Genomic DNA, 23908 nt, shown 5'->3' with positions numbered 1-23908 from the left:
CCCCGGGCTCAGGCGGAGTCGAGCACGCGCTGCAGCTCGTCCGGCCGGGGGGCCGCGCTCATGGCCGTCTCCAGGGTGATGGCCGTCTGCTGGTAGAGCTGGCTGAGGTGCTGCTCGAAGGTCTGCATCCCGAACGGCTCGCCTCCATGCTCGATGACGTCCTTGAGCTCGTGGGCACGATCCTCGCGGATGAACTGCTCCACCTGCGGCGTCTGCACGAGGATCTCCTGCGCCACGGTGCGCCCCTTGCCATCCGCGCGGGGCAACAGCCGCTGCGAGACGATCGCCTTGAGGCTGTCCGCCAGGCGCATGCGCACCATCGCCTGCTCCTCGGCGGGAAACACCGACACCAGGCGGTTGATGGTGCGCGGCGCGTCCATCGTGTGCATGGAGGTGAACACCAGCCGGCCCGTCTCCGAGGCCTTGAGCGCGATGTCCACCGTCTCCATGTCGCGCATGTCGCCCACGAGGATGACGTCCGGGTCCTGCCTCAGCGCGGCGCGCAGCCCGATGGCGAAGTTCTCCGTGTCCGGGCCGATCTCCCGCTGGGAGATGGAGGACTTGACGTTCTTGTGGATGAACTCGATCGGATCCTCGATGGTGAGGATGTGCAGGTTCTCCGTGCGGTTGATGTGATCGAGCATCGCCGCGAGCGTGGAGCTCTTGCCCGAGCCGGCGGCCCCCGTGACGAGCACCAGCCCCTGCTCATTGCCGGCGATCGTCTTGAGCACCTGCGGCAGCCCCAGTCCGTCGATGGTGGGGATTTCGTCCGGGATGATGCGCAGGATGCAGGCGATGGTGCCGCGCTGGCGGTAGATGTTCACGCGAAAGCGCGCCACGCCCGGCAGGCCGTAGGAGGTGTCGTACTCCTGCAGGCTGTCGAGCTGCGTCTTGGTGAGCGGGTCGGAGATGACGTGGAGCGCCACCTGACGGGTATGATCCGGGTGGAGCTTCTCCATCTTCAAGGGCCGCAGGACCCCGTTGACCCGGTAGATGGGAGGGTCACCCGGCCGGAAATGGATATCCGAGGCGCCATTCTGCACGCCCACCGTGAGCAACTTGTTGAGGGTTGACTGATCCAAGCGAGTTGATCTCTCCCGTTGGTCGCGAAGTCTAGCCACAACCCCCCGGGACCAGCCAAAATCCCGCCGAAACGAGCCCTGGGTCCCCCCACCCTCGCGCTCGCCGCCCCCCTTGCTCTTCCTGGCCCGCGAGCACGAGTCCAGGTACAAGTCCACTTGCCCCCCTGCTCAAGAGGAGATGAATCCTTGTTCCGGATTCGCGTCGATGAAGCCCAGGCGCTCGTGGAGTTGCAGCTGGAGGGCGTCATCCGCGAGGACGAGATGCGGCAGTTCATCGCCGAGTCGCTCGCGGCGACCCGGACGCTGACCGCCCAGGGCCGCTACATCCGGGTGCTGTCCGACATGCGCCTGCTCAAGGCCGCCTCCCCCGAGGCCGCCGAGATCCTCCGCCAGGGGCAGCAGACCGCCATCGAGGCGGGCATGCGGCGACTCGCCCAACTCGTCGACAGCGAACTCACCGCGCTCCAGCTCAACCGCATCGCACGCGGCAGCGGCATGTATCGCATGATGCGCCGCTTCCAGGACGAGCAGGAGGCGCGGCGCTGGCTCATGTCGGATGAAGAGCAGCACGACACGGCGTGACTCACGCCCCCCGCGCCCGCTCGCGCAGCACCGTGCGCTCCACCTTGCCCAGCGCGTTGCGCGGCAGGGCGTCGATGGCGAGGAAGCGCGCGGGGACCTTGAAGCCCGCCAGCGAGCCGCGGCACCACGTGCCGAGTTCCTCCGGCAGCGCGGCGCCCGCGCGTACCACCACGAAGGCCACCGGTACCTCGCCCCAGCGCGCGTCCGGCACGCCCACCACCGCTACCTCCCGCACCGCCGGATGATCCGCCAGGACCTTCTCCACCTCGGCCGGGTAGATGTTCTCCCCTCCCCGGAGGATCAGATCCGTGCGCCGCGACAGCACCGTGAGCCGCCCCCGCGCGTCCAGCCGTCCCACGTCCTTCGTGCGCAACCAGCCGTCTCGCAGCGCCTCGCGCGTGGCCTCGAGCCGGTTCAGGTAGCCGGCCATCACCGTGGGACCGCGCACCTCGATGTCCCCCTCCGCTCCCGCCCCGAGGGGCTCACCCGCGGGCCCCACGACACGCACCTCCAGCCCCGGCAGCGCCCGGCCCGCCGTGAGCCCATCCGCCTCGTCCGGATGCTCGGTGGCCACCTGGGAGCACGCCTCCGTCAGCCCATACGTCTGCAGGGGCCCGAGTCCGACCGCCCTCGCCCGCGCCAGCAGGGGCGCCGGCACCGGCCCTCCGCCGATCAGCGAATACCGGAACGAAGCGGGCACCGGCCTGTCCCCACGCGCCTCCAGCACCTGCTCCAATGTCGTGGCCACGAAGCTCGCGTGGGTGATGCCCTCCTCGTCGAGCGCCCGGTTGGTGTCGTCCACCGCGAAGCGCTCGCGCAGTACCAGACAGCCCCCGTCGTAGGCGGTGCGCGTGAGCATCGCGAGGCCCCCCACGTGGAAGAGCGGCAGCGTGCCCAGCCAGCGTGGCGCCGGGTGCGCGCCCAGGTTCGTCGCGGAGCAGCGCGCGGACGCCCGGAAGTTGCCCTCGGTGATCACCGCGCCCTTGGGCCGGCCCGTGGTGCCCGAGGTGAACAGGATGACCCGGGGCGACGTGTCGTCCAGGTCGACACACTCGGAAGAGGGTCCGCCCACCGCGTCCGCGAAGGACTCCAGGGGCTCGGCGTCCGGGAGGCGGGCCCGGAGGGGCTCGAGTGCCAGCAGGAGCCGGGGTGCCACGTCCTCGACGAGGGGCCGCAGTTCCGCCGGAGTGAGCCGCGCGTTGAAGGGGGCCAGCACCGCCCCCACCCGGCCGAGCGCGAAGAAGAGGTGCGCCAGTGCCACGTGGTTCGTCGACAGCACCCCCACGCGATCTCCCGGCCCCACGCCGCGAGCCCGGAGCGCGGCCACCCACCGGCCCACCTCGGTGTCCATCCGCGCGTACGTCCAGTGCTGGCCCGCGAACGTGAGCGCCAGCGCGTCCGGACGCGTCCGTGCGCCGGCCTGGATGGGACATGAGCCCTTCATGAATGCACTCCCTGGCCCGGTGTCCGCGGCAGCAGGATGCGGCCCCGACTCGGGCGGAATGGGTGGAGGTCCGGCTCGTTCTGGAACAGGTGCCCCACACCGAGCCCCGAGGCATATCGCCCCGACGGCAACGCCGCCGCCAGATGCGCGGCGCCCGCCCGGGCGATCACCCCATCGAGCGAGCTCGTCACATAGGCGTCCACGCCCCGGCGGGCCGCCTCGCGCGCCAGGGCGAGCGTGGGCAACAAGCCGCCCAGCACCATGGGCTTGAGCACGAGCAGGCGCACCGTGGGCGCGGACGTCAGCAGCATCCGGGTGGCTCCGGGCAGTGCCAGGGATTCATCCGCCGCCAGGGGACACGGCGCCCGCGCGGCCAGCCGGCACAGGGCCTCGAGCGCCTCGGCCGCCACGGGCTGCTCGCACAACTCGACGCCCTCCCCGGCCAACACCTCCAACGCACGCTCCGCTTCCGGCTCCGTCCACCCGCCATTCGCGTCGATCCGCACCCGCGCCGCTCCCGCCACCCCGCGCACCGCCGCCAGGCGGACGGCGTCCTCCTCCACCGGGCGGCCCGCCACCTTGAGCTTCAGCGTTTCATACCCCTCGGCCACCGCCCGCCGCGCCTCGTGCGCCAGCTCCTCGGGGGACGCGGCGCCCAGCAGCGCGTTGACGTGGACCTCCGCGCGCGCCCCGGACGACAGGAGCTGGCTCAGGGGAAGTCCCCGCCGTTGCGCCAGGAGATCCAGACATGCCTGCTCCAGCGCATGCCGGGCCGCGGGGTGATTCGCGGGGAAGCGCTCCTCGCCGCCTTCCGCCCAGGGCCCAGGGAAGGGCGGGCCCGCCGCGTCTCGCAGCCCCGGGAGCAGCGCGGTCAACACCCGCTCGCACGCTTCCGGCGACTCCGTGCCGAACTCCGCGAGGGGCATCGCCTCGCCCCACCCCACCCGCCCCGCGTCGTCCACCAGCCGCACCACGAAGCCCTCGCGAGCCGCGTAGACGCCCGCCGCCGTCCTCAGCGGTCGCACCATCTCCAGGCGCAACCGCTCGAGGCTCGCTTCCACGATGCGCATCACGCCTACCTCAGGTACAGCCCCACCGAGAACAACAGGCCAAACACGAGCTGGAGTCTCGCCGTCCCACCCAGGGCCAGGTTGAGCGGCGCACCCTCCTCGCGGAGCACCCGCTTGAGCAGCGGCACCGCCAGGGGAGCGCTCAACCACGCGAGCATCACCCACGCGCTCGACAGGCCCAGGCTCCACATCGTCAGGGGCGTGGCGAAGGCGAGCGCCAGGAGCGCCACGTACTCGGCCCGTCCCGCGCTCAGTCCCAGGCGCACCACCAGGGTGCGCTTGCCCGCCTTCACGTCCGTGGCCGCGTCGCGCAGGTTGTTGACCACCAGCAGGGCCGTGCCGATCGCCCCCACCGGAATGGCGGCCCACCACGCCGCCGGCGTCACCGTCAGCGACTGCACGTAGAAGGTGCCCGGCACCGCCACCAGCCCGAAGAACACGAAGACGAACACGTCGCCGAGCCCGTGGTAGGCCAGGGGAAAGGGGCCACCCGTGTACGAGTAGCCCGCCAGCACCGACGCCAACCCGATGGCCACGATGGGCCAGCCGCCCACCACCACCAGGTAGATGCCCGTGAGCACCGCCAGCCCGAAGCACACGAGCGCGCTCGCCAGCACCGTGCCCGGAGAGATGAGCCCGCTCTGCGTCACCCGCTGGGGTCCCACCCGCTCCGCCGTGTCCGCGCCCTTCTTGAAGTCGAAGTAGTCGTTCGTCAGGTTGGTGCCCACCTGGATGAACATCGAGCCCACGAGCGCCGCCAGCGCGGGCAACCACCGGCCCACGCCGAGCCCGAACGCGAGCGCCGTGCCCACCATCACCGGCACCAGCGCCGCCGTGAGCGTCTTGGGCCGGGCGGCCATCAACCACGTCTTCAAGGTGGGGCGAGGCGCCTGCACCGCGGGAGCAATCGCGTTCATGGGGTGGGCTGGGACTTCGGAGGCGAGGAGGGATCCACGGTGGCGACCGGTGCCGGGCTCGCATCGGCCCCCGTGCTCTCGAACTCGGGGGACTCGTACCAGGGCGTGCGGATGAAGGAGAGCACTTCCTGGGCGAACTCCTCGGGCACTTCCAGGTGCGGCGCGTGGGTGCACCCCTCGAACGCGCGGCGGTAGACCACCGGCAGCTCCTCCGCCATCCGCCGCGCCGTCAGGGTGAACTTCTCGTCCAGCGATCCCGTGAGCAGCAGCGTGGGCAGCCGCTGGCGTTGCAGCTCCGGCCAGTAGTCCGGCTGCACGCCCAGGCCCAGGCACTCCAGCGCCCCGGCCAGCCCCTCGGCCGTGTTCGCCAACCGCCGGGCCCGCAGGGCCGCGCGCATCTCCTCGGGCAGACGCTGCAATCCCGCGAACAGCGGCAGTGACTCCCAGTAGTCCATGAAGGCCGTGAGCCCCTTCTGCCGCAGGAAGAGCGCCAGCTCGCTGTCCTTCACCCGCCGCTCCGTGCGGTGCTGCCGACGGTGCAGCCCCGGCGAGCCGCTCTCCATGATGAGCCGCGTGAAGCGCTCGGGCCGGCGCATCACCGCCGCCAGGGCGAAGCGCGCTCCCTGCGAGTAGCCCAGCAGGTTGGTCCGCGCCACGTTCAGCTCGTCGAGCACCGCGTAGAGCGCGTCGAGCGTCTCCAGGAAGCCCTCGCGTCCGGGGCGCGTGGGCAGCGGTGTCTGTCCATGTCCCGGCAGCTCCACCACGATGGCCTTGACGTGCGGGCTCCACGAGGAACGCAGGTGATCGAACGACGTGCGGTTCCCCGTGAACCCGTGCACGAGGAGAAGGGGGTGTGCCCCCTCTCCCCACGTCTCATATGCCAGCTTCAGAGCCATGGGCCCTCTCCCAGTGCGGCGGCCATCCTCGCGAACAGCTGCCGGTGCGACTCCACGTTCCTCGCGCGATCCCTCACCTGGACCTCGATGAGGTTCAACCCGCCCTTGAGCCCCTCGGCCACAGCCGAGCGCAGCGCCGCGGGCGACTCCACCCGCCGGTAGCGCGCCTGGTAGAGCGCGGCGGCGTGCGCGAAGTCCATGCCGTGGGGCGTGCCCCACAGGGTCTCATAATGCGCGCGCGCGCCCTCGGCCTGGGCGATGGGCAGGAAGGAGAAGATGCCTCCCCCGTCGTTGTTCACCACCACCAGCGTCAGGGGCACGGCGTTGCGGCGCGCCAGCAGCAGGCCGCCCATGTCGTGCAGCAGGGCCAGGTCCCCCGTGAGCAACACCGTGGGCCGCCCCGAGGCCGCCGCCATCCCGAGCGCGCTCGAGACGATGCCGTCGATGCCATTGGCGCCCCGGTTGGCCAGCACCCGGAGCCGGCGACCCGCCGAGGGCGCGAACGCGTCCACGTCCCGGATGGGCATGCTGCTGGACACGAAGAGGTTCGCCCCGTCCGGCAACACCGCCACCACCTCATGGGCGAGCCGCATCTCCGTGAGCGTCGCGTCCTCCGAGAAGGCCGACTCCAGCGCCGCCCGGCACCACTGCTCGGCCCACAGGAAGCCGCGCGCCCAGGGTCCCAGGCCTCGCGACAACCCCTTGCCGAGCGCCTCGCACGCCGCCACCGCCGAGCCCTCCACCACGCGCGAGGCGCGGTGCGAGGGATCGAACAGCGCGCCCTCGTCACTGAAGAGCACCACCTCCGCGCCCGAGCTGTCGAGCCACGTCTGGGGCGCCTTGGGCGTGAGCCCGCCACCAAAGCGCAGCACCAGCTCCGGCCGGTGGTCGCGGGCGAAGGGCTCGTGCCGCAACATCGCGTCGTAGAGCGACAGCGTGAGGGGCCCACCTCCATAGCGGGCCTGGGACGTGGCCTCGGCCAGCACCGGATAGCCCGTGGCCTCGGCCAGCGAGGCGATGGCTTCCGCGAAGCCATCGTTCTCGTCCCGGGGGCCGCAGACGATGACGCCCCGCTCGGTGGCGGCCACGCGCGCGCGCACCGCCGCCAGCGTCAGCGGATCGGGCTGGCGCACCGGCGGGCTGATCCGCGTGAGGGGGGCGCCCGACCGCCCCACCCGGGCGAGCGAGGACAGGTGCTCCGAGCTGGAGGCACCGGGCACGGGCGCCAGGGGCTCGCGAAACGGCACGTTGAGGTGCACCGCGCCCCGGGGCGCGCGCTGGGCCACGCCCACCGCCCGGGCCACCGTGGCGCGCAGGTGCACGAGCGCCACGTCCTCCGACTCCGGCAGGCCCACGTCCACGAACAGCCGGGAGAACTCCCCGAACATGCGCGCCTGGGGCACCGTCTGGGGCGCTCCCCAGCCCTGCAACTCCAGGGGCCGGTCCGCGGTGAGCACCACCAGCGGCACCTGCGACATGGCGGCCTCGATGATCGCCGGATAGAAGTGCGCGCCCGCCGTGCCGCTCGTGGCCACCAGCACCACCGGCACGCGCGACTGCTTGGCCATGCCCAGGGCGAAGAAGCCCGCGCTGCGCTCGTCGATGACGGACCAGGTGCGCAGACCCTCGGCCATGGCGCACGCGTGCGCCAGCGGAGAGGAGCGCGAGCCCGGGCACACCACGGCGTGCCTCACCCCACCCCGCACCAGTTCCTCCACGAGGGCCCGGGCCCAGAGTTGATTCACGTGGGCGTCAAACATGTCCGCCTCCGAGCGCCCGCAGCATCGCCAGTCCCTTCATCTCCGTCTCGTGCCACTCCGCCTCGGCGCGCGAGCCCGCCACGATACCAGCCCCCACGAAAAGCCGTGCCTGGCGGGCCTTCACCCGGGCCGAGCGCAGCGCGACCACCTGGTGGGCCCGCCCGGGACCCACCCAACCCACCGGCCCCGCGTACCAGCCGCGGTCCAGCGACTCGTGCGTGGCGATGAACTCCAGGGCGAGCGCCCGGGGCGTGCCACCCACCGCGGGTGTGGGTTGCAGGGCCGCCACCAGCTCGGCCACCCCCACCCCCTCGCGCAGCGTGGCGCGGATGCCCGTGCGCAGGTGCACCACGTTCTTCAAGGGCAGCAACGCGGGCTCCCGGTCCGACTCGACCCGCTCGGCCAGGGGCTGGAGCGTCTCGAGGATGTAGCGCACCACCGCCTGGTGCTCCCGCTGATCCTTGTCGCTCGACTCCAGCTCCCCGGAGCGCGCGGGAGCGGCGGAGCCAGCGAGCGCCTCTGTCTCCAGCTGGCGGCCCTCCAGCCGGCAGAGCGTCTCCGGCGTGGCGCCCAGGAAGGCCGTGCCGTCCGGGGCCTGGAAGAGGAAGGTGGCACAGCGCGGGTTCTGCTCGCGCAGCCGCGCCAGCGTGTCCACCCGGTCGAAGTCGTGCTCGGCCTCCACCTCCACCGCCCGCGCCAGCACCACCTTGAGCAGGTTCCCCGCGCGGATGGCCTCCACCGCGCGCTCCACCCGCGCCTCGAAGTCCGGCCGGAGCGAGGACACGCGCAGCGTCTGGGGCATGCCCCGCGGATGCCGGTAGTCCGAGGGGAACACGGCGCCCATGCGCGACAGCCGCGAGCGCACCCGATCCTCGGCACCAGGCCCCTCGGGCGCGAAAACAGCCAACGCGAGCCCCTTCTCCGTGCGCCACACCAACGTCTCGGGCAGCGTCCACCGCCCGAAGCCGAACGGACTCCACCCCGCGTCCTGCCCACTCGCCGAGAAGCGCATGCCTCCGAACCAGGGCCCGGGAAGCTCCGGGGGAGGCGCCTCCAGCCAGCGCACCGAGTCCGGCGCCGACAGCTCCCTCAACACCGCCAGGGCCCGCGCCGCGCCCGTGGCCTCCCTCACGCCCGCCTCGCCCCAGCCCGCCGCCGCCTCGCGCCCGAGCGGCCGCTCCCAATACACGGACGGCTCTCCGAACGCTTCCGCTCCGGCGAGCGGATCCACCGCGGGCAGGGGGATCCACCCCGCCACCCAACGGCTCGCGTCAGTGGATCCGAGTGTCGTCATCAGCCGTCCTCATGCGTCCCGCCACCGTCCCGCGCCACCGTGCGCGCCACAACCTCTTGTTGTCCTGTCCGCGCGTTGGGCTATACAAGCAATACGGGGTTCAAAACAACGTGAACTCCACGGGCGACCCGGCGGTGCACGCGGGGTGCCTCTCCCCAGGCGAGGGCTCGCATGAGCACCGAAGTACGTCAGATGTTCTCCTCCATCGCCACGCGTTATGACGTGACGAACGAGGTGTTGTCCCTCGGCATCCATCGCCTGTGGCGGCGCAAGGCGGTGCGCCTGAGCGGCGCGAAGCCCGGAGATGCCGTGCTCGACTGCGCCACCGGCACCGGAGACCTGGCGCTGGCCTTCAAGCGCCAGGTGGGCGAGGCGGGGCGCGTGGTGGGCACTGACTTCTGCAAGGAGATGCTGGACAGCGCTCCGGCCAAGGCCGAGCGCGAGGGGCTGCGCGTGGAGTTCCAGGTCGCCGACGCCATGGCCCTGCCCTTCGCGGACGACAGCTTCGACGTGGCATCCATCGCCTTTGGCATCCGCAACGTGGATGATCCGGTGAAGTGCCTGAGCGAGATGGCCCGGGTGGTGCGCCCTGGAGGCCGGGTGGTGGTGCTGGAGTTCGGCCAGCCCACGGGCTTCTTCGGCGCCCTGTTCCGCTTCTACAGCAAGGTCGTCATGCCCCGCGTGGGCGGACTGCTCACCGGAAACCGGGCCGCCTACGAGTACCTGCCGCGCACCTCCGCCGCTTTCCCGGCGGGCGACAGATTCCTGGCCCTGATGGAGCAGTCCGGCGGCTATAAGGAAAGAGTGGCCCATCCCCTGACGTTCGGGACATCCTACGTCTATGTCGGTACCGTCCGCTGAGCAGCGGAAACACCTCATCGAAAGAATCCTCGGGTCCGTGGACCCGCGGCTGTCCGACTCGATCCGCGAGGAGTTCGCCCGGCTCGCGCCCGGCTCACCGCCTCCCGCGTCGAAGACGATCGTGATCGGCGGACACCGGTCCGCGGGCAAGACGCGGCTGCTGCCTCTCGTCAGCGCGCTGACCGGCAGGCCCGGGGTGGATCTGGACGTCGAGCTGGAAAAGCACTCGGGCCGCGCGCTGCGTGACTGGGTGGCCACGGACACCGATGGCTTCCGCCGGGCCGAGCGCGACCTGTTCCTGTCCCTGCCCGCCGGAGGGCTCGTGGCGGTGGGGGGCGGCTTCCTGTCCCACCATCCGGAGGCCCTGCGGGACTGCCACATCCTGCTGGTGCCCATCACCTTCGAGACCTACCGCGATCGCCTGCTCAAGGACACGCGCCGGCCGCGACTGCGCCCGGACATGAGCCTCGAGGAGGAGCTGAGCTCCATCTACGAGCAACGCGAGCTGCTGCACGCCCGTGTCCCCACGGTGAGGCTCGCCGCGTTCCTGCGAGCCTTCGCCGATCCGGAGAATCCCCGATGAAGTCCGCGCGCCTCGTCGTCACCCTTCCCCCGGTCCTGCGAGGCGCCGAAGCCCTGCGCTTCGCCACCGACGCCCGGAGCCAGGGCGCGGACATGTTGGAGGTGCGCACGGACCTGCACCCGGCCGACGCGGTGGACGCCGCGGCCCTCGCGCGCATCCTGGAGTTGCTCGTGTCCGAGCGCGGCGTGCCCCTGCCCCCCGCGTGGGTGACCGCCGCGCGCTGGGTGGATCGCGACGTGGTCCACGCGAGCGCGCTGGACGCTCCGGCGGGCAAGCTGCTCGCCTCGCACCATGCCGATCGCCCCCTGGAGACAGCCGAGGCGCTGCGCCTGTGGGAGGGGCCCCTGCCGGAGGGCGCCCTGGTGAAGCATGTCGAGCCGCTCGGCGAGCCCTCCGCGGCACGGATCGCCGTGCTGCTCGAGACCCAGGCGAGGCTGGGCGAGCGCTTCGGCGTGGAGCGGGTGACGGTGCTCACGATGGGACCGGTCGCGCTTCCCGTGCGCGCGGTGCTCTCCCGGCGCAACCTGCTCGAGTACGTGGCCATCGGGGGCGACTGGAAGGCGGCGCCGGGACAGCGGCTGCTCGCGGACGCGGCGCGCGAGGCCCGTGCTCCCGCCCGAGAGGGACGGCTGGGCATCCTCGGCACGTCCATCGCCCACTCGCGCTCGCCCCGCATCCACCCCCAGCCCTTCGATCGCATCGACCTGGCCGAGGACGCCCCCGTCGAGGCGCTCGTGGACGCGCTGCTGCCCCACTACCGGGGCTTCGCCATCACCAGTCCCTTCAAGCCGCGCCTCGCCCGGCACACCGGCGCGTCGATCGACGCCATCAACACGCTCGTGCGCCGCGGAGACCATTGGGAGTCCTTCAACACCGACACCGAGGGCGCCCGCACGGTGCTCGAGCGGCTCGGTGGAGGGGACCTCTTCGTGCTCGGAGATGGAGGGGTGGGTGCCGCGTTGCGCGCCGCCGCCTCCGAGCGCGACCACCTGCGCTTCCTGCGCCGCGCCTCCATCTCCGAGCCCCTGAAGGGCACGGGCATCTGGACGTGGCCGGATCGCATCACGCCCCCGGAGACCCTGCGCTTCGAGGGAGCCCGCGTCGCCGTCATCGCCTACGGCGCCCCGGCCCGTCGCATCGCCACCGAGATCACCCGCCGCGGAGGAGTTCCCCTGCTCCTCGGCGCGGCGTGGTTCATTGCCCAGGCCCGCCGGCAGCGAGCCCTCTGGGAGTCCGCCACATGAACACCTTTGGTACCTTGTTCCGCCTCACCACCTTCGGTGAGAGCCACGGCCCGGCCCTGGGCTCCATCATCGACGGCTGTCCCGCGGGCGTGCCCCTGGAGACGGCGCGCATCCAGGCCGCGCTCGATCGCCGCCGGCCCGGCCAGTCCACCATCACCACCGCCCGCTCCGAGCCGGATCAGGTGGAGCTCCTCTCCGGCGTCTTCGAGGGCAAGACGCTCGGCACGCCCATCGCGGCCATCGTGCGCAACACCAACCAGCGCTCGGGGGACTACGACAAGCTCAAGGCGGAGGATCGCCCCGGCCACGCGGATGCCGTGTGGCGCGAGCGCTTCAAGCACCGGGATCACCGCGGTGGCGGACGCACCAGCGGCCGCGAGACGCTCTGCCGGGTCATCGGCGGCACCATCGCCGAGGCGTATCTCGAGCGGCAGTTCCCCAAGGTGTCCACGGTGGCGTGGGTGTCGCAGGTGGGCGAGCTGGTGAGCGCGGTGCCGGAGCTGGGCCTCACGCGCGCCCAGGTGGACGCGCACCCCACGCGCTGCCCGGATCCGGTGGTGCGCGAGGAGATGTCGCGGCGCATCCTCGTCGCCAAGGAGGCGGGAGACAGCCTGGGTGGCAGCATCGACGTGCGCGTCGAGGGCCTGCCCGTGGGCCTGGGCGAGCCCATCTTCGGCAAGATCAAGGCGCTGCTCGCGCAGGCGCTGGGCAGCGTGGGGGCCGTCACCGGCGTCGTCTGGGGGCCGCCGGATCTGCTCGAGCGCATCGCGCAGCCGGGCCTCCAGTTCCACGCGCGCAAGGACACCTACGGCGGCATCCAGGGAGGCCTCACCAACGGCGAGCCCCTGTTCCTGCGCGTCTACTTCAAGCCCCCCGCCACGCTCGCGGACCATGCGAAGGGCGGACGCCATGATCCCTGCATCATGCCCCGCGCCGTCCCCGTCCTCGAGGCCATGGTGTCGCTCGTCCTGGCCGATCTCGCCCTGCAGTTCAACGCCTGGCCCCACTCGACATGACCACTCTTCCTCCTGGCGCCTACACTTCTCTTCCTCCTGGCGCCTACCGCCCCGCGAATGACCGCTGGGGTGCCTTCTCGCGCGTGAGCGCCACCCTGCCCGAGGGCAGCCTCGTCGTCGTGGACAAGCGCGTGGTGAAGCTGCACCCCACCCTGCTGCCCGCGATCCAGGCGCGCCGCCCCCACGCCATCCTCCAGATCATGGGGGGCGAGCGGGCCAAGTCCTTCGAGTCGCTGGAGCAGGTGCTCTCCGCGGGTCTCACGCTGCCGCGCTCGGGCACGCTCGTGGCCATTGGCGGAGGAACCATCGGCGACGTGTCCACCATGGCCGCGCACCTGCTCAAGCGCGGCGTGCGGCTGGTGCAGGTGCCCACCACGCTGCTCGCGGCGGTGGACAGCAGTCTCGGCGGCAAGGGCGCGGTGGACGTCACCGTGAACGGGCGCGTGGTGAAGAACCCCGTGGGTGTCTTCCACTACGCCGAGGAGACGTGGCTGTGTCCGGAGCTGTTCGAGAGCCTCTCGGACACGCAGCGGCGCGAGGGCGCGCTCGAGGCGTGGAAGATGGTGGCGAGCCTCGACGCCCAGCTCTTCCAGGGCTACACGCGCCGGCCGCCCTCGCTGGAGCGTCTGGTGAAGGACGCGCGGCGCCTCAAGGAAACCGTGTGCTCGCAGGATCCCTACGAGCAGCAGGGCCTGCGGCGGGTGCTCAACTTCGGCCACACCTTCGGCCACGTGCTCGAGAGCGTGTCGCACTTCAAGCTGTCGCACGGGGACGCGGTGGGCCTGGGCATGTTGTGCGCGCTCGACGTGGGGCGCGCCGTGGGCGTGACGCCCGACAAGGTGGCCGTGCGCGTGGAGACGGCGCTGGAGAACGGGCCGGGAGTGCTCGGCCGCAAGCGCGCGGCGGCGCTGCTCAAGCGCGCGGCGCTCGAGGACATCGAGGTGCTGCTGGCCGCGGACAAGAAGTCCGGCGCGGCGGGAGAGCTGCGCATGGTGTTGCTCACCGACATTGGCGTCGCCGAGGTGCGCGACGTCTCCGCGCCCGAGTGGCGCGCGCTCTGGCCCGCCTGGACGAAGGGAGTCCGCCCATGACGAGTTCATCCCAGACCCGGCTGCACGTCGACCCGAGCCGGCTCACCCCCGCCGTCCTCACGCCGCCCATCTCCAAGTCGGACGCCCAGCGGGCGCTGGTGCTCGCGCACCTCACCGGAGCCTGGCCCCTGCCGGATCTCCAACGCGAGCCCGAGCACTTCCTCCCCGCGGACGTGCGCGTGCTGCGCCGGGGCATCGAGGCCCTGCGCCTGCCACCCGGCACCGTACGGGACGTGGACTGCGCGGACGGCGGCGCCCCCTTCCGCATCCTCGTCACCCAGGCCGCGGTGACGCCCGGCGCCCACGTGCGCCTCACCGGCACGCCCCGCCTGGGCGAGCGTCCCCACGGCCCGCTCTTCGAGTCCCTGCGCGAGGCGCTCGGGGGCTCGGGGCTCGTGCTCACCGAGGGTAAGCCCTGGCCCGTGGAGATCCGCGCCCCGGAGCGCACCGGCGAGCCCGTCTTCCGCGTCCCCGGCGCTCAGAGCAGCCAGTACGCCTCCAGCCTGTTGCTCGGCTGCGCGGCGCTGTTCCTGCGCGAGCGCCGGCCCTGGCGCGTGGAGATCACCGGCACGCTCACCAGCGCGGGCTACCTGGAGCTGACCGTGTCCTGGCTGCGCCGCTTCGGCTTCACGGTGGACGAGCGGGACGGCCGCTTCGAGGTAGCGGACTACCGCGCCCCCGAGCGCACCCCGGCCATGCCGGGTGACTGGTCCTCGCTCGGCTACCTGCTGCTGCTCGCCTGGCGCACCGGCGGGAGCGTGGAGCGGGCGGACCTGGGCAGCGCGCACCCGGACCAGGCGCTGGTGCGGCTGGTGGAGCGCGCGGGACTGCGCGCCGAGCCCGGTCCCAACGCCACCCTGCGCCTGGTGGGCGAGGCCCGTGACGGTCTCGTGGCCTCGGGCAAGGAGTGCCCGGACCTCTTGCCCACCCTGGCCGCGCTCGCGTGCGTGCTGCCACGTTCCTCCACGCTCACCGACGTGGGCATCCTCCGGGTCAAGGAGAGCGATCGACTGGAGGGCATCCTCACGCTGGTGGAGGCTGTTGGCGGGAAGACGGTTCTGGAGGGCGAGACGCTCACGATCCATCCTCCCCCCACCCCGCCCCGCCACTTCGCCATGGACAGCCGGGGAGACCACCGCATGGCCATGGTGTCCGCGACGCTCTCCGCCCTCTCGGGAGCGGCCCTGACGCTCACCGGCCCCGAGTGTGTGGAGAAGAGCTTCCCCGGCTTCTGGCAACAGCTGGAACGCACGGGAGCCCGGCTCACCTGAGACCACGGGTGCCCGGAGGGAGACGCGGCCTCTCCGGGCGCCGCTCTTTTTTGTTGAAAGCTCTCCGCCGCCTGTGAAAAGTCCTCCCATGCCAAAGGATACGCTGACCATCACGGACAACCGGACCGGGAAGACGTACGAAGTCCCGATCGAGAACGGATGCATTCGGACCAACGGCCTCAGGCAGATCAAGGTCTCAGACGATGACTTCGGTCTGATGGGGTATGACCCAGCGTTCCTGAATACGGCGAACTGCAAGAGCGCCATCACCTTCATCGACGGTGACAAGGGCATCTTGGAGTACCGGGGCTACCCCATCGAGCAGCTCGCGGAGCGCTCCTCCTTCCTCGAGGTCGCCTACCTGCTGCTCAACGGCGAGCTGCCCAACGAGAAGCAGATCGAGGAGTTCAAGTACCTCGTCACGCACCACACCTACGTGCACGAGAACATCAAGACGTTCATGGACGGGTTCCGCTACGACGCGCACCCCATGTCCATGCTGTCCTCCACGGTGGCCGCGCTCTCGGGCTTCTACCCGGACGCCAAGCACACCAAGGACGAGCGCAGCCGCCGCATCCAGATGACCCGGCTCATCGCCAAGATGCCGACGCTGGCCGCCTTCTCCTACCGCCACAGCATGGGCCTGCCCTACGTCTACCCGGACAACGATCTGTCCTACGTGGGCAACTTCCTGGCGATGGTCCGCAAGATCGGCACCACCACCTACAAGGTGCACCCCACCCTGGAGAAGGCGCTCGACGTCCTCTTCATCCTCCACGCCGACCACGAGCAGAACTGCTCCACCACGTCGGTGCGCACCGTGGGCTCCTCCGAGGTGGATCCCTTCAGCGCGGTGGCCTCGGGCATCGCGGCGCTCTACGGCCCGCTGCACGGCGGCGCCAACGAGGCCGTGCTGCGCATGCTGCGCGAGATCGGCCACGTCTCCAAGGTGCCGGACTTCATCAAGCAGGTGAAGGGCGGCGAGGGCAGCTCCAAGCTCATGGGCTTCGGCCACCGCGTCTACAAGTCCTATGATCCGCGCGCCAAGGTCATCAAGCGCGTGGCGGACGAGGTCTTCGAGATCACCGGCAAGAATCCGCTGCTGGAGATCGCCGTGGAGCTCGAGCGCATCGCCCTGCAGGACGAGTACTTCGTCAAGCGCAAGCTCTACCCCAACGTGGACTTCTACTCGGGCCTCATCTACGAGGCCATGGGCTTCCCGGTGGAGATGTTCCCCGTGCTCTTCGCCATTCCGCGCACCGTGGGTTGGGTGACCCAGTGGGAGGAGATGGTGAAGGATCCCGAGCAGAAGATCGCCCGTCCGCGTCAGATCTACACGGGCTCCAAGCGCCGGGACTACGTGCCCATGAACGAGCGCAACCAGAAGTAGCCCGCGCCCCGCGCGCGTCCCACCAGAGGGTCGAGGTGAGAGTCCTTCCGGATTCTCCGCCTCGGCCCTCTCGACGTTTTCGGGGTCACGGAAAGCCATACGGCGCGTACCACGGGCGTTGACAGTTCACATCCCCATGGATATTCCGCGCCTCGAACATGACGATCGATCTCACCTGCCAGAAGTGCGAGGGCACCTTCGAGCTGGCCGCTCAGGATCTCATCGAGGGGACGGAGAAGCTGGTGTGCCCCCATTGCGGCCAGAAGTCCCCGACGAACATCCAGGAGGACTTCGTCGCGGCGCTCACCGAGATGCGGACCCAGGTGGCCGCGTTGAGCAAGCGCTTCGGCGTCTCACTCTCCCTGGAGACCGAGGATCTCGAGGACGAACTCGACGAGGACGAGGAGTCCGACGAGGACGAGGAGTCCGACGACGAGGAACTCGACTTCGACGAGGACGAAGACGAGGAGTCCGACGACGAGGACTACGACGAGGACGAGGACGAGCGCTGAGGCTCGCCTGTCCACCGCCCCCAGGCGGATGAAGGGGGCCGCACGGGGCGGTTGACTGGAGGGCGAGCAAGCACGTTCCCCAGCCCTCCCCGCCCCGTCATACATGTGCAGGTTTGAAGGGTGAAAACGCCCATTCCTGCCGCCACGTTCCTGCTGGGTCCGCTCTCCGCCGCGCTGCTCACCCTGGGCGCTCTGCTGCTGCCGGGCTTCGGCCCCGCGCCTTCACCCAAATCCACCGAGCCAGCCCCTCCGGTCTGTCAACCCAAGGAAGGAGGCAATCCTTCCGCTTGCAAGGAGCTGGTGGAGTTGGAGGTGCGGGACGTCATCCCGCTCGTCGAGGCGAAGACCCACGCCGTGGTGCTCACCACCCCGGATGGCGCCATGGTGCTGCCCATCTTCGTGGACGAGTCGGCCGCGGTGGCCATCGCCTTCCGGCTCGCCCACCTGCGCTCGCCCCAGCCCCTGTCGCAGGATCTCCTCGGCTCGATGGTGGTGGAGCTGGGTGCCAAGGTGACCGAGGTCCGCATCGATGACCTCAAGGACGACATCTACGTGGGCCGGGTCTTCCTCGAACAGGGGGCTCGAAAGATGACCCTGGACGCCCGCCCCTCGGATTCCATCGCCATGGCGCTGGATGGCCGGGCGCGCATCCGGGTGACGCGCAAGGTGCTGGACGAGGCGGGCATCAGCCGCGAGGAGATCGACTCACTGCGCGGCGGCGACGGCCCGGGCGTGGGTGGCAGCGGGGAACCGGACATGAACGACGCCCCGCCCTTCACGCCGCATGGCCTCCACCCACGCGAAAGCCTACCGTCCCCGCATCCCGGCATGAAGCCGGAGCCGGGCCGCCTGGACGAGATCAGTCTCTAGGACAGAGAAGCCGTCCCGGCTGGGGTGGCTGGAGCAAGACGACGAAAACCTGGCCCCCCCTCCTGGGACGCCAGGTTTTCTCGCAACGAGAACGACGAAAAAACAACACCACGGCCCGCGCCAACGCCGTTGCTTGCGCCCGCGCGTGCGCAACATCTATTCCCGGGGCCGCGAAACTGTCAAGGCACCCCCCGGCGCCTAGGATGGTCGTCCATGCGAAAGGCGAAGATCATCTGCACCCTGGGGCCCTCCTCGGACTCGGCGGTCGTCATCGAGGCGCTCATCCGTGCGGGCATGAACGTGGCCCGGCTCAATTTCTCCCATGGCACGCCCGAGGAGCACCTGCGCCGGGTCCAGCGCATCCGGCGGGCGTCGAGCCGGCTGGGCGTGCCCGTGGCCATCCTCCAGGACGTGCAGGGGCCGAAGATCCGCCTCGGTCGCTTCGAGGGGGGCCGCCTGGAGGTGAAGGTGGGCGAGCAGGTGGTGGTGACGACGCGCAAGGTGCTCGGACAGGGCCACCTCATCCCCACGCCCATCCGCTCGCTGCCCCGGGACGTGGAGCCGGGCCACCCCATCCTCCTGGATGATGGGCGGGTGCGCCTGCGGGTGGACGCGGTGTCGGGCCAGGACGTGACGTGTACCGTGGAGCAGGGAGGCGTACTCAAGGACCACAAGGGCCTCAACCTGCCGGGGGCGCACGTGTCGGTGCCCACGATCACCGCCAAGGACAGGGAGGACCTGGCCTTCGGACAGGAGCTGGGCGTGGACTACGTGGCGCTGTCCTTCGTGCGCACGGCGGACGACATCGAGCGGGCCCGCGCGCTCGTGGCCGGGCGGAACACGCCGCTCATCGCGAAGATTGAAAAGCCCCAGGCGGTGGACAACCTGGACGCCATCGCACGCGCGGCGGACGGCATCATGGTGGCGCGCGGGGACCTGGGCGTGGAGATGCCGCTGGAGAAGCTGCCCTCGATGCAGAAGCAGATGGTGCGCCTGGTCAACCGCCTGGGCGGGCTGACCATCGTGGCCACGGAGATGCTGGAGAGCATGATCACCAACGCGCGGCCCACGCGCGCCGAGGTCTCGGACGTGGCCAACGCCATCCTGGACGGGGCGGACGCGGTGATGCTCTCGGGCGAGACGGCGGCGGGGAAGTTCCCGGTGGAGGCGGTGTCCACCATGGCGCGCATCGTGGAGGAGATCGAAACGGGCTCGGAGCGGATCGCCCGGGACGTGCCCTTCGAGCACGCCCGGGACGACATCTCCACGGGCGTGGCGGCGGCGGCGGTGGCCGCGGCCGAGCAGATGCGCATCGGCACCATCGTGGCGTACACGGAGCGCGGCCGCACCGCGCAGCTCATCTCCGAGTTCCGGCCGAACGCCCGGGTGGTGGCGCTGACGCCCAACCCGGAGACGGTCAACCGCATGGCGCTCTACTGGGGCGTGACACCGCGGAGGGTGGGCCGCTTGCAGTCCACGGACGCGATGCTGCGGCAGGTGCGCCGGCTGTGCCGCGAGGAGGGCCTGTGCCCCAGTGGCACGCCCGTGGTCATCGTGGCGGGCGTGCCCCTCAACGAGCCGGGCAGCACCAACATGATCTCCGTGCACCGCGTCTGAAGCACCTCACCCCTGGGTGGGCCACCACTCGGGCCGCTCGAAGTCCTTACAGACACCCGAACGACCCGCGTTGTAGACGCGCTGGATTTCGCTAACATCCAGCGCCCGCTTGTACAGCGAGAACTCGTCCACCCCGATCTTCGTGTACTGGGCGATGTTACCGTTCAGGCCAGAGCCGAACTTCAGGGGGGCGGTGTTCGTCAGGGAGCCGCTGCGCACGGCGGCGTTGCCGGTCCCCACCAGGCCCCCATCCACATAGAACTGGATACCCGTGGGCGAGCTGGCGCGAGCGACCCTGACGGCGACATGGTGCCATTGGCCATCGTTGGGCACGAGGTCAGCTTGCTGCGCAGAGGACAGCCAGCTATAGGGCAGGCCGCCAGTCGCGAGAAAGAGGTTCAACCTTCGGTCTGTCAGCGCGATGCGATAGCCCGTGAAAGGGTTGTTGCCCGCCATCTTGTCCACCAGGACAAAGGACCCGGCGTAGGTGAGTGCGGTCGACAATTGCACCCACCCCTCGAAGGAGAAGCTGGTCATCCCGAAGTTCAGGCTGGGATGGTCCGCCACCTGGACATAGTCATGCACGCCATCGAGTTGCCAGGCCCCATGCACCTTCCCGGCGCTGGGCAATGCATTGTACATGTCGTACGCGATCCGGTCGTCGAGGTTCACGCCATTGCTCGACAGGCTATAGGAGTCGTCGAAGTTTTCATCGAAGCTCCACCACCCCACGCTGCTCGCGGGCTTGGTGACGCAGGACATGCACGCGAAGTCATTGGGCGAGACAGCCGACCAGTTGCCGCCCAGCACCTGGCTGCGATACGGCTCGTTGAGGCAGGTGACGCAAAACCCGCTGTTCGTTGGATACAAGGGGGTACTGGTCCCCGGGGGGGTCTGGGCGCACGGGTTGGTGCCCCAGGTGGTATATTGGCAGCCCGCGAAGTTGTTCGAGACGGCGTCTTTGATGGCCACGCCCGGATAACACAGTATGGGGTAGTCGGCCTGGGCGGCCGAGCCCACGGTCAGCAGCAGGAGCAGACCCACCTTCATCACCGCATCTTGAATGCTCACGAGATTCTCCTGGAGGGGTCTGCCAGGGAATGCACGGCCTGTACCAGCACTCGCGAGCCCCTCCCTTCCGAGGGAGGGCGGCCGCCCGCCGAGCCAGACATGTCGACACGCACGCAACACACGGGCTCGGGGACGTGGACCCACGGGCTACGCTCCCTGGCTCCACCCCCTCCACGAATCGCTCGAGGCCAGGGCAGCCTACGGCTTCGGCAGGGCGCGCACCACCTCGGCCATGACCGGGTCGAAGGTGTCCCGGGGCGTCCAGCCCAGCACGCGCTGGGCCTTCTCGGTCGAGAACGTCCCCTGGAAGCTCATGAACGCGGGGAGCTGCGTCGACGGGACCGAGGGCAGCGGGCGGGTCTTGAAGAAGTCCGTGTACCGATGCCAGGGCGTGTGCCCGTCGGTGATGTTGAACGTCTGGCCCACGGCCTCGTCGACGCGCAAGGCGCGGATCACGGCATCCACCAGGCTGAGGACGTGGACATAGCTCAGGGGGCGCCGGCCCTCGTCCACCTGCGCGAACTGTCCGGCCGCGATGTCCTTGGGCAACCGGGTTCCCCAGAAGGAGCTGGGGTGAGCGCCGAGGATGGCCGGAGGACGGAGGATGACCGTGCGCAGGCCCCGGGCCGCCACGGCCTCCACCTCGCGCTCCGCCTCGATCTTGGTGATGGAGTAGGCATCCTTGTCATCCGCCAGGGGAAGGGACTCGTCCACGATGCCCTCCCGGTCGCGCAGCGGGTAGACGGCGATGGTGGAGATGTGCACGAAGCGCTCGCAGCCGGTGGCGAGCGCGGCCTGGGCCAGCGTGCGCGTGCCCTCCACGTTCACCCGCCGGGCCTCGGAGACATCCACCGCGGCCTGCACCGCGCAGTGCACGATGGCCTGGGTGCCTCGCACGGCGGCCTCCACGGAGCGCGCGTCCGTCAGATCTCCCAGCACCGCCTCCACGCCGAACCGCTCCAGCTCCGCCCGGGCCTCGGGGCGGCGCACCAGCGCGCGAACCCGGACGCCCTGCTCGCGCAAGCCCCGGGCGACGTACGTCCCCACGAACCCGCTGGCCCCCGTCACGAGGACGATCTTCTCCTTCAGCTCCATATGAACCTCCCGTGGTGATCAGGCTGGTACCCGTTCGGGAATTCCATGCCATTTCCCCGGAAAAATTGAAATCCAGCCGTAATGCGAACGTCGTCCCCACACGGCGCCACGCCCCCCCTCGAACAACATATGAACCACACCTTGCTCAAGAGCCTCCTCCCGAGAGTCATCCCCAGGACAACTCCTCACCCACCGGGCACAAGAAGATCCAGTAGCCGGCGTCAAGCGTCTGGCCGCGCGTGAAGCCTCTCACGCGCGGGCCATCGCCGGGCCGTCCCCCCACGACGGCCAGCCCACGTCACTTCAGCGGCGCGACGTATGCGATCAGCTTGCCCAGGTTGCTGACGAAGTCCGCGGTGGAGATGCCGTTCAAACGCGGCTTCTTCTCATAGGTGGCCGGCGGATCCTGGGAGTCGTAGGGGGAGGTGTCGTAGATGTCGCCGACGTGCTTGCTGCGGTACGCGTCACCGAGGTAGGGCGCACTGGGCCCGTTGCCGCGGTACGGGTTGGTGACGAAGGAGGCCGCGACCGCCGGGTCGCTGCGCACCACGGGCGTCAGCCAATGATCCTTGGTGCCCAGGTCCTGAATCAGCGTGTCGACCGTCTCGTCCGTCACCGTGGGCGTGGTCATCACCGCGTCGGCATACAGGTCGGGAAAATCCACCTCGCGAAGCGAGAAGTACTTCGGCAGCGCCCGCGGCTGGGTGGTCTTCAGGGGCGACTTCGCCACCATCTCCGCGATCGCCACGTCGCTCATCGAGCTGAGCTGATCGTAGGTCGCCCGCAGGTTGGCGAGGTTGATGCTGCGACCCGCCGAGTAGTGCGACGGCGTGGCGCGATGGTCGTAGTCCACATAGTAGGCGCCATTCCAGATGTTGGAGCCGTAGCGGTGCACGAACAGCGGCCGGTTGGTGCCCAGCTCGATGAAGGTCGGGTGCGTGCGGCCCGTGAGCAGCGGGTTCTCGGCGATCATCTGTTCCGTCAGCCGCGTGCTCTCGAGCCAGGCAATGGCCTCGGGCACCCGCGCGAGGTACTTGCGGTCGCCGGTGAGCCGGAAGTAGTGGAACAACTGCTGGATGTTCGTCTGGGTGGTGTGGGTGGCCAGGGCCCTGGGCTCATAGCTGCGCGCGCCGGCCGGAGCCCCCGCGAGGCGGCCGTCCTGATCGGCCGACAGGTGTTGCAGCCCCCATCCGGCCTGCGGCGCCGGCTGTTGCAAGCGGCGCAGCGCCTCCATCGCGCGCGTGACGGGCTCGATGAGCCGCGTCTCGCCGAGTCCGATCACGCACATCAGCAGGAACTTGATGTTCTCGCCGGCGACATCGTCGTTGAACGTGACGTGACGCGTGTAGTCGCCGTCCGCCATGCCCTGCGACGCGCCCGACGGCAATTGCTCCGGATTGGGCCGTGGCATGGACGAGATCGCGTTGGGCGACGGCGGATAGCGCTGCGGCCAGCCACCGTCGGCGACTCCGCCCTTGTACTGCGCGTCGAGGACGAACGAGATCGCCTTGTTCAGCGGCTCGAGGAAGCGCGGATCGCGCTTCTCGAGGTACAAGCGCAGGAGGACCTGCGAGGCCACCGCGGTGCCGGCGTCGTCGAAGGTCGCATTGCCGTAGTAATGCTGGAACTCCTCGAGCCGCCAGCCGTTGATGCCGACGGTTTCGTACCAGTGCTTCAGCGACTCCTCGCCCGCGAAGTCGTAGATGTAGTTCCAACCCCCGGCCGGATGTTGCGCCTCGATCAGCGCCAGGCCGCTGCGTTCGGCCGCCCGGTAGAACGCCTCGTCCCCGGTGGCGTGATAGGCGTCGAGGAAGGAATGAGCCGCGGTCGGCGTGCCGGGAGGCTGGATCCAGCACATGGTGCGCTTGGCTTCCATCTCACCCCAGCTCTTGGACAGGTCCGCGAGATAGGCCCAGACGTAGCCACCTCGGTAGGACACCCGCTCGTCCATGTACACGGCGGCGCGCTTCATGGCATCGCGAGCGCGGCTCGCCCGGTCGTCGGTGGGTGTTGGCTCCGTGGGTGTCGGTTTGTCGTCGTCGCCGCGGCACGCCACCATGGCCAGCGGGGCAACCCCCAACAGCATGAATGTCCTGCGATTCATCATCTCGCTCCTGTGGTCCAACGGCAGCGCCGACGTGTCGGAGACGCGGCATTCACACGCGCGCTCCCGCTTCGTTCGCGACGATTGCGCGAAGGGCATTCGGTTTCAACTCGCGCGCCGACGCGGACCCTGCGCGGG

General features: G+C 70.2%; 21 protein-coding genes. 11 read left to right on the top strand and 10 right to left on the bottom strand.

Going from position 1 to position 23908, the window contains the following annotated elements; translation table 11 throughout:
* Window positions 1-8: 8 nt before the first annotated feature.
* Window positions 9-1082, bottom strand: a complete 1074-nt coding sequence (locus tag CYFUS_RS23060) for a type IV pilus twitching motility protein PilT (RefSeq protein WP_095987195.1) — start codon at window positions 1080-1082, stop codon at window positions 9-11.
* A gap of 186 nt (window positions 1083-1268) precedes the next feature.
* Between CYFUS_RS23060 and CYFUS_RS23055 the strand changes: the two genes are divergently transcribed.
* Window positions 1269-1664 carry an STAS/SEC14 domain-containing protein gene (locus CYFUS_RS23055; protein ID WP_095987194.1) on the top strand — a complete coding sequence of 132 codons (396 nt, stop codon included), beginning with the start codon at window positions 1269-1271 and terminating at the stop codon, window positions 1662-1664.
* A 1-nt stretch (window position 1665) separates the two neighbouring features.
* On the opposite strand, the gene menE is transcribed toward CYFUS_RS23055, so the two are convergent.
* Genes menE through CYFUS_RS23025 form a run of 6 tightly spaced genes read right to left on the bottom strand, consistent with a single transcriptional unit; the run spans window position 1666 to window position 9045 of the window.
* Window positions 1666-3108, bottom strand: a complete 1443-nt coding sequence (gene menE / locus CYFUS_RS23050; protein WP_095987193.1) for an o-succinylbenzoate--CoA ligase — start codon at window positions 3106-3108, stop codon at window positions 1666-1668.
* Complete coding sequence (menC, locus tag CYFUS_RS23045; RefSeq protein ID WP_095992171.1) at window positions 3105-4178, bottom strand: o-succinylbenzoate synthase; 1074 nt, start codon at window positions 4176-4178, stop codon at window positions 3105-3107. The genes menE and menC overlap by 4 nt, the downstream gene beginning before the upstream one ends.
* A gap of 5 nt (window positions 4179-4183) precedes the next feature.
* Window positions 4184-5095 (bottom strand): 1,4-dihydroxy-2-naphthoate polyprenyltransferase, encoded by a 912-nt coding sequence (locus CYFUS_RS23040; RefSeq protein ID WP_095987192.1) that lies wholly within the window; start codon window positions 5093-5095, stop codon window positions 4184-4186.
* Entirely contained in the window at window positions 5092-5991 is a 900-nt protein-coding gene (menH, locus tag CYFUS_RS23035; RefSeq protein WP_095987191.1) for a 2-succinyl-6-hydroxy-2,4-cyclohexadiene-1-carboxylate synthase, read from the bottom strand. Before menH ends, CYFUS_RS23040 begins: the two co-directional genes overlap by 4 nt.
* Complete coding sequence (gene menD / locus CYFUS_RS23030; protein ID WP_095987190.1) at window positions 5982-7751, bottom strand: 2-succinyl-5-enolpyruvyl-6-hydroxy-3-cyclohexene-1-carboxylic-acid synthase; 1770 nt, start codon at window positions 7749-7751, stop codon at window positions 5982-5984. The genes menH and menD overlap by 10 nt, the downstream gene beginning before the upstream one ends.
* Window positions 7744-9045 (bottom strand): isochorismate synthase, encoded by a 1302-nt coding sequence (locus tag CYFUS_RS23025; protein WP_095987189.1) that lies wholly within the window; start codon window positions 9043-9045, stop codon window positions 7744-7746. The genes menD and CYFUS_RS23025 overlap by 8 nt, the downstream gene beginning before the upstream one ends.
* Before the next feature lie 171 nt (window positions 9046-9216).
* Between CYFUS_RS23025 and ubiE the strand changes: the two genes are divergently transcribed.
* The 10 genes from ubiE (at window position 9217) to pyk (ending at window position 19500) form a co-directional block, all read left to right on the top strand.
* Window positions 9217-9906: a bifunctional demethylmenaquinone methyltransferase/2-methoxy-6-polyprenyl-1,4-benzoquinol methylase UbiE gene (gene ubiE / locus CYFUS_RS23020; protein ID WP_095987188.1), complete on the top strand. Its 690-nt coding sequence runs from the start codon at window positions 9217-9219 to the stop codon at window positions 9904-9906.
* A gap of 37 nt (window positions 9907-9943) precedes the next feature.
* Entirely contained in the window at window positions 9944-10489 is a 546-nt protein-coding gene (locus CYFUS_RS23015) for a shikimate kinase (RefSeq protein WP_232537722.1), read from the top strand.
* Window positions 10486-11733, top strand: a complete 1248-nt coding sequence (locus CYFUS_RS23010) for a shikimate dehydrogenase (RefSeq protein ID WP_095987186.1) — start codon at window positions 10486-10488, stop codon at window positions 11731-11733. The genes CYFUS_RS23015 and CYFUS_RS23010 overlap by 4 nt, the downstream gene beginning before the upstream one ends.
* Window positions 11730-12749 (top strand): chorismate synthase, encoded by a 1020-nt coding sequence (gene aroC, locus CYFUS_RS23005; RefSeq protein ID WP_095987185.1) that lies wholly within the window; start codon window positions 11730-11732, stop codon window positions 12747-12749. The genes CYFUS_RS23010 and aroC overlap by 4 nt, the downstream gene beginning before the upstream one ends.
* The gene (locus CYFUS_RS23000) at window positions 12746-13840 is read left to right on the top strand and encodes a 3-dehydroquinate synthase (protein WP_095987184.1); all 1095 of its coding nucleotides are present in this window, start codon (window positions 12746-12748) and stop codon (window positions 13838-13840) included. The genes aroC and CYFUS_RS23000 overlap by 4 nt, the downstream gene beginning before the upstream one ends.
* Window positions 13837-15111, top strand: a complete 1275-nt coding sequence (locus CYFUS_RS22995) for a 3-phosphoshikimate 1-carboxyvinyltransferase (RefSeq protein ID WP_198316709.1) — start codon at window positions 13837-13839, stop codon at window positions 15109-15111. Before CYFUS_RS23000 ends, CYFUS_RS22995 begins: the two co-directional genes overlap by 4 nt.
* Before the next feature lie 88 nt (window positions 15112-15199).
* Window positions 15200-16501, top strand: coding sequence for a citrate synthase (locus tag CYFUS_RS22990; protein ID WP_095987183.1), 1302 nt, complete (start codon window positions 15200-15202; stop codon window positions 16499-16501).
* A gap of 158 nt (window positions 16502-16659) precedes the next feature.
* Window positions 16660-17013: a hypothetical protein gene (locus CYFUS_RS22985; protein ID WP_095987182.1), complete on the top strand. Its 354-nt coding sequence runs from the start codon at window positions 16660-16662 to the stop codon at window positions 17011-17013.
* A gap of 120 nt (window positions 17014-17133) precedes the next feature.
* Window positions 17134-17883: a bifunctional nuclease family protein gene (locus CYFUS_RS22980; protein WP_095987181.1), complete on the top strand. Its 750-nt coding sequence runs from the start codon at window positions 17134-17136 to the stop codon at window positions 17881-17883.
* A gap of 213 nt (window positions 17884-18096) precedes the next feature.
* Window positions 18097-19500 (top strand): pyruvate kinase, encoded by a 1404-nt coding sequence (pyk, locus tag CYFUS_RS22975; RefSeq protein WP_095987180.1) that lies wholly within the window; start codon window positions 18097-18099, stop codon window positions 19498-19500.
* 6 nt (window positions 19501-19506) lie between these two features.
* Here the strand turns inward: pyk and CYFUS_RS22970 are convergent, their stop codons facing one another.
* From CYFUS_RS22970 to CYFUS_RS22960, 3 genes are all read right to left on the bottom strand, one after another.
* Complete coding sequence (locus CYFUS_RS22970) at window positions 19507-20571, bottom strand: LamG domain-containing protein (protein ID WP_095987179.1); 1065 nt, start codon at window positions 20569-20571, stop codon at window positions 19507-19509.
* A 198-nt stretch (window positions 20572-20769) separates the two neighbouring features.
* On the bottom strand, window positions 20770-21666 hold the full coding sequence (locus CYFUS_RS22965; protein WP_095987178.1) for an NAD-dependent epimerase/dehydratase family protein: 897 nt from the start codon (window positions 21664-21666) through the stop codon (window positions 20770-20772).
* Between the two features lie 298 nt (window positions 21667-21964).
* Window positions 21965-23773 (bottom strand): pectate lyase, encoded by a 1809-nt coding sequence (locus CYFUS_RS22960; RefSeq protein WP_232537721.1) that lies wholly within the window; start codon window positions 23771-23773, stop codon window positions 21965-21967.
* Window positions 23774-23908 lie beyond the last annotated feature (135 nt).

Origin of the sequence: Cystobacter fuscus, from assembly GCF_002305875.1 — a bacterium.
GTDB classification, from domain to species: Bacteria; Myxococcota; Myxococcia; order Myxococcales; family Myxococcaceae; genus Cystobacter; species Cystobacter fuscus_A.
Note: the sequence above shows the minus strand (reverse complement) of the source record. Positions and strands in the feature narration are given on the sequence as shown.

Bases quoted from the DNA above. Each gene is read 5' to 3' on its own strand.
- menE (WP_095987193.1), bottom strand. From the start codon at position 3,108: ATGAAGGGCTCATGTCCCATCCAGGCCGGCGCACGGACGCGTCCGGAC.
- menC (WP_095992171.1), bottom strand. From the start codon at position 4,178: ATGCGCATCGTGGAAGCGAGCCTCGAGCGGTTGCGCCTGGAGATGGTG.
- CYFUS_RS23040 (WP_095987192.1), bottom strand. From the start codon at position 5,095: ATGAACGCGATTGCTCCCGCGGTGCAGGCGCCTCGCCCCACCTTGAAG.
- menH (WP_095987191.1), bottom strand. From the start codon at position 5,991: ATGGCTCTGAAGCTGGCATATGAGACGTGGGGAGAGGGGGCACACCCC.
- menD (WP_095987190.1), bottom strand. From the start codon at position 7,751: ATGTTTGACGCCCACGTGAATCAACTCTGGGCCCGGGCCCTCGTGGAG.
- CYFUS_RS23025 (WP_095987189.1), bottom strand. From the start codon at position 9,045: ATGACGACACTCGGATCCACTGACGCGAGCCGTTGGGTGGCGGGGTGG.
- ubiE (WP_095987188.1), top strand. From the start codon at position 9,217: ATGAGCACCGAAGTACGTCAGATGTTCTCCTCCATCGCCACGCGTTAT.
- CYFUS_RS23010 (WP_095987186.1), top strand. From the start codon at position 10,486: ATGAAGTCCGCGCGCCTCGTCGTCACCCTTCCCCCGGTCCTGCGAGGC.
- aroC (WP_095987185.1), top strand. From the start codon at position 11,730: ATGAACACCTTTGGTACCTTGTTCCGCCTCACCACCTTCGGTGAGAGC.
- CYFUS_RS23000 (WP_095987184.1), top strand. From the start codon at position 12,746: ATGACCACTCTTCCTCCTGGCGCCTACACTTCTCTTCCTCCTGGCGCC.
- CYFUS_RS22995 (WP_198316709.1), top strand. From the start codon at position 13,837: ATGACGAGTTCATCCCAGACCCGGCTGCACGTCGACCCGAGCCGGCTC.
- CYFUS_RS22990 (WP_095987183.1), top strand. From the start codon at position 15,200: ATGCCAAAGGATACGCTGACCATCACGGACAACCGGACCGGGAAGACG.
- CYFUS_RS22985 (WP_095987182.1), top strand. From the start codon at position 16,660: ATGACGATCGATCTCACCTGCCAGAAGTGCGAGGGCACCTTCGAGCTG.
- pyk (WP_095987180.1), top strand. From the start codon at position 18,097: ATGCGAAAGGCGAAGATCATCTGCACCCTGGGGCCCTCCTCGGACTCG.
- CYFUS_RS22965 (WP_095987178.1), bottom strand. From the start codon at position 21,666: ATGGAGCTGAAGGAGAAGATCGTCCTCGTGACGGGGGCCAGCGGGTTC.
- CYFUS_RS22960 (WP_232537721.1), bottom strand. From the start codon at position 23,773: ATGATGAATCGCAGGACATTCATGCTGTTGGGGGTTGCCCCGCTGGCC.